The sequence below is a fragment of the Streptomyces mayonensis genome (assembly GCF_018982965.1).
Classification (GTDB): Bacteria; Actinomycetota; Actinomycetes; order Streptomycetales; family Streptomycetaceae; genus Streptomyces; species Streptomyces mayonensis.
The window spans coordinates 1-4,447 of the sequence record NZ_JACBYP010000222.1 but is presented as its reverse complement, the minus strand read 5'-3'; the positions used below and the strand labels follow the sequence as shown (position 1 = coordinate 4,447).

The window sequence follows — 4,447 nt, the reverse complement described above, 5'->3', positions numbered from 1 at the left end:
ACGCGGGGAGGGGCGGCGGGCTCGGGCATGGGCGGGTGGCCTCCCGGTGGGTGAGGTGGGCGAGGGTGTCGAAGCCGGTGCCGTCGAAGTCGCCGACGGAGGTGGCCAGGCGGTTCTTCAGCGGGGCGGTCCAGTGCGCGGGCAGCGCCGTGGGGGCCCCGGCGAGGAGCCCGGCGACGCTGCCCACGGTGGCGCCGTTGCTGTCGGTGTCCCAGCCGCCGGACACGGCCCGCGCGACGGAGCCCGTGAAGTCGCCGTCCGCGTGGGTGAGGGCGGCGGCGATCAGCGCGGTGTTCGGCACGGCGTGCACCCAGTGGTGGGCGGGGGAGTGGACGGCGTGCAGTTCGTCCACGACCGCGTCGAAGTCGGCGTGCGCGGCGGCGAGCCGTACGGCGTGCCGGACGGCCCCGGCCAGGCGGGAGCCGCGCGGTACGACCGTGAGGCCGGCGCGCAGACAGGCGTGGACGTCGGCGGTGCCGGTCGCGGCGGTGGCGATCACGGCCGCCGCGAACATCGCCGCGTAGACACCGTTGGCGGTGTGGGTGAGGACCGCGTCCCGGTGCGCCTGTGCGGCGGCCGCGGCCGGGTCGCCCGGGTTGGTCCAGCCGTGCGCGTCGGCGCGGATCAGGGCGCCGATCCACTCCCGGAAGGGGTTGCGCAGGCGGGCGGTCTCCGGGGGCTCGACGCCGGTCAGGAGGTTGCGGTAGGCGACGCGTTCGGCGGTGAAGGTGCGGCCCGCCGGCAGCTCGTCGAGCCAGAGGCGGGCGGCGTCGGTGGTGGTGAAGGACCGGCCGTGTCGGCGCAGGAGCAGGAGGTTCAGCAGGGGGTAGTTGAGGTCGTCGTCCTCGGGCATGCCGTCGATGTTCTCGGCGAGCGAGGTGGGCGCGGAGCGGCGGTTCCAGGGGTACGCGGCGAGCAGGTCGTGGGGGACGCCCCGGGCGGTGAAGTACGAGGTCGGGGGCCAGTTGCCGGTGGCGCGGGCGAGGCGGCGGATGCCGGTGAGGGGGAGTTTCTCGACGGGTTTGCCGAGGAGGCAGCCGGCGGCCCGGCCCAGCCAGGCGGCCTCCAGCCGGGCCGGGGACACGGACGCGGAGGGCTGGGACGAGGCGGGAGGGGACGGCCAGTCGGGGCACAGGGCCCTGATCCGGTCGAGGGCCGTCGGCTCGGCCTCCGCCGACGGGCAGGGCAGGCCGGCCAGTTCGTCCAGGAGGTCCTCCGCCAGCGCGCGGAGGCGGTGCGGGGCGGGCCGGTCGGACGCGCCTGTCCTCAGCGGTCCCTCGCCGCCGCCCGCCGCCCGCCAGCGGGCCGCGACCGACGACGCGTCGCGGCCGTCCAGCGCGGCCTGGCGGACCTCGTGGCCGACCAGGTCCTCCGGCTGGACCCAGGTCAGCCGGAGCATTCCGCGCCCTCCACCGCCGCGCACGCGTCTCCCACCGCCGTGCACGCGTCTCCCTCCGCCGCGCAGACGTCGTCTCCCAGCGCGGTGAACGCCTCTTCGTGAGCACGGCGCCTGTGCACGTCCCGCTCGAACACCTCGCGGGCGACGCCGGCGAGCACCGCGGCCGGCTCCCACAGGTCCAGGCGGCTCGCCTCCGCGACCGTCCCGGCCCACTCCTCCGGCACGGGGGAGCCCAGCGCACCGGACAGCGCGCCCGCCATCGTCGCGATGGAGTCGCAGTCCCGGCCGTAGTTGACCGCGCCGAGCACCGCGTGCCGGAAGTCGCCGCCGGAGACCAGCAGCATGCCGAGGGCGACGGGCAGTTCCTCGATCGCGTGCAGGCGCGAGGGGCGGCGGGCGCCGAGCGAGGGCGCCCGGTAGTCGGGACCCACCGTGTCGTACGGCGCCACCGCCGCCCGCAGCGGAGCCAGCGCCGACTCGGACTCCGTGTGGCGTGCGGCCACTTCGCAGACCGCCTCGATCGCCGCCCGGGTGCCGTCCTTCGCCAGGGACAGCGCGGCCGCCACCACCGACTCCGGGGTCGCCCCCGGCGTGCAGGCCGCCGCCACGGCCGCCGCGAACACGCCCGCCGCCTCCCGGCCGTACGACGACTGGTGCGCGCCCGCGACGTCCAGCGCCTCGGCGTAGGCGCCGGCCGGGTGGGCGGCGTTGACCAGGCCGACCGGCGCCATGTACATCGCGGCGCCGCAGTTGACGATGTTGCCGGTGCCCGCCTCGCGGGGGTCCACGTGGCCGTAGTGGATCCTCGCCACCAGCCACTTCTCCGCGAGGAAGATCCGCTGGAGGGGGAGGGCGTCCGCCTCCAGCTCCGGGATCCAGCGGGGCGTGGTCAGCAGGTCCGGGACCAGGTGGTCGGCGACCGCGTAGGCGTCGAGGTGGTCGCGGACCGCGGCGTAGACCCGCACCAGCGCGTGGGTCATCAGGGTGTCGTCGGTGACGTGGCCGTCGCCCTTGTGGTACGGCGCGAGGGGGCGGGCGGTGCGCCAGTCGGCGCCGTGCCAGGGGCCGACGACGCCGTGGATCCGGCCGCCGTGGCGTTCCAGGATCTGCTCGGGGGAGTAGCCCTCGACCGGGCCGCCGAGCGCGTCGCCGACGGCCGCGCCGACGAGGGCGCCGGTGACGCGCTCGGCCAGACTCGCCGCGCCGGTCCGGGGGGCGCTGTGCGGGGTGCGGGTCTGCGGGGCGGTGGTCTGCTCCGTGCCGGTATGCGCCGTGCCGGTCCGTGCCGTGTCGGTCCGCGCCGTGCCGGTCTGGGGGGTGCGGGTCGTCATGCCGTACGTCCTTCTTCGTGCGGGCCCCTGCGGTCCTCGGGGCGGGACGAGTGGGTGGCGTGCAGGAGACCGGCGAGTTCGACGAGGTCGGTGCCGGAGAGCCGGGGCAGGGTGCAGCCGGGGAGGGTGCGGCAGGTGTCCCGCCAGGACGCGGGCACCGAGACGCCGCCCCCGAGCGCGCCGGTGAGGGCGCCCGCCAGCGCGGGGGCCGAGTCCGCGACCCTGGACAGACAGGCCGCCGCCGGGACGGCCTCCGCGATGCGGCCCCGGGCGGCGGTGGCCAGCGCGAGGGCGACCGGGACGGTCTCGGCGGCGGCGATGCCGTAGCTGTAGACGTGGTCGACGATGCGGTGTTCGAGGAGCGGGACCAGGGCGAAGGTGCTGTCGCTGGCCGCCGCGAGGGCCAGGGCCTGGCGGGCGTTGCGGCCGATCTCCGTCCCCTCGGGGAGTTCGGCGAGCGCGGCCGTCACGCAGGCGTCCACACCGGTGCCGTCGAGGGCGCACGCCAGCGCGGCAGCCATGGCACGGGCGCCGTGCACGCCGTCGCCGTCCTGGGTGTACCGGGCGTCGAACTCCGCGAGGTCGGCCGCGGGGCGCGGGGCGCCCGGGTGGGCGACGGCCAGGACGCAGGCCCGTACGCAGGCGGCGTCGTCGAAGTAGTGCGGGTTGTCGTGGCCGGTGGCGGGCGGACGCAGGCCGGTGGCGAGGTTCCCCAGCCCGGCCCGTACCGAGATGCGGGCGCGCAGCGGCAGCACGGCCGACTCCGCCTCCGGGGCGCGTTCCGTCGCCGCGGCGACCTCGCTCGCGATCGCGTTCCAGGTCAGGTCGATCGCGGCCCGCATCCGCCGGTCCCGGCTCAGGTCCCCGAGCGCGCTGTCGTCGCCGGCCCGCAGCACCGCCTCCGCCGCGAACGCCGCCCACTCGGCGTCGTCGGAGGGGCCGAGGCGCAGCGGCTCCGGGGGCTGGTTCAGGGCGATGGGGACGGGGAGGGTGGTGGTCGCGTTCTGCTCGGCGAAGGTGTCCAGCTCGCGGGTGAGCCGGCGCGTCCACTCCGGCATCCGGGCGGCCCGGTGCCGGGCGGCGGGCCAGCCCGCTGCGTCCCCGGCGGCGAGCCCGAGGAGCAGGCCCTCCACACGGTCGCGGCGGGGCGGCGTACGGGAGGGCGCACCGGCTTCGCCGTCGCGCTCGGGACGCTGCCCGCTCCCGACGGGCACCGGCTCCCCGGGCCCGCCGGGCGCCTCCGCGTACGCCGTGGTGACGTTCGGACCGGCCCCGGGCCGGACCGCCCCGCTCACGACCGCACCTGCGCCGGCGCTTCGTCTCCCCGGCCGCGTGTCGTCATCTGCACGCCGCGGGGCCGGGGTCCTGCGCCCGAGGCCGAAACCGGTGCCGGTGCCGGTGCAGGCGCAGGTGCCATTGCCGGGGTCCGTTGAGGTGCCGTGCCTGCCTCCCGCGCCGCCGCCTGCGCGCCGTGCGGTGCGGCTTGCGTGTCCGGGGCCGCCGTTCGGGTGTCGTGGGGCGGGGCCTCGGTGTCCTGCGCCGGGGCGGGTGCGCCGCGGGGTGTGGTTGCCGGGGTCCGGGTCGGTGGCGGTGCGCCCTGCGGTGCCTCCCGCGCCGCTGTCCGCGCCGCTGTCCGCGCCACCTCGTGCGGTGCGGCTCCGGTCGGGCGGGTCGTCACCGGCGCCGGCCGTCCATGTCCCGGCCCCGGCGAGCACGA

General features: G+C 77.8%; 3 protein-coding genes. All 3 read right to left on the bottom strand.

Features of this window, described 5'->3' with window-relative positions; translation table 11 throughout:
* Positions 1-1,399 (bottom strand): ADP-ribosylglycohydrolase family protein (locus HZS56_RS37235; RefSeq protein WP_216725231.1); only part of this gene is annotated, 1,399 nt, incomplete at its 3' end.
* Positions 1,387-2,730, bottom strand: coding sequence for an ADP-ribosylglycohydrolase family protein (locus HZS56_RS37230; protein WP_253915517.1), 1,344 nt, complete (start codon positions 2,728-2,730; stop codon positions 1,387-1,389). The genes HZS56_RS37230 and HZS56_RS37235, both read right to left, overlap by 13 nt.
* Entirely contained in the window at positions 2,727-4,025 is a 1,299-nt protein-coding gene (locus HZS56_RS37225; protein WP_374201246.1) for an ADP-ribosylglycohydrolase family protein, read from the bottom strand. Before HZS56_RS37225 ends, HZS56_RS37230 begins: the two co-directional genes overlap by 4 nt.
* Positions 4,026-4,447: the final 422 nt, after the last annotated feature.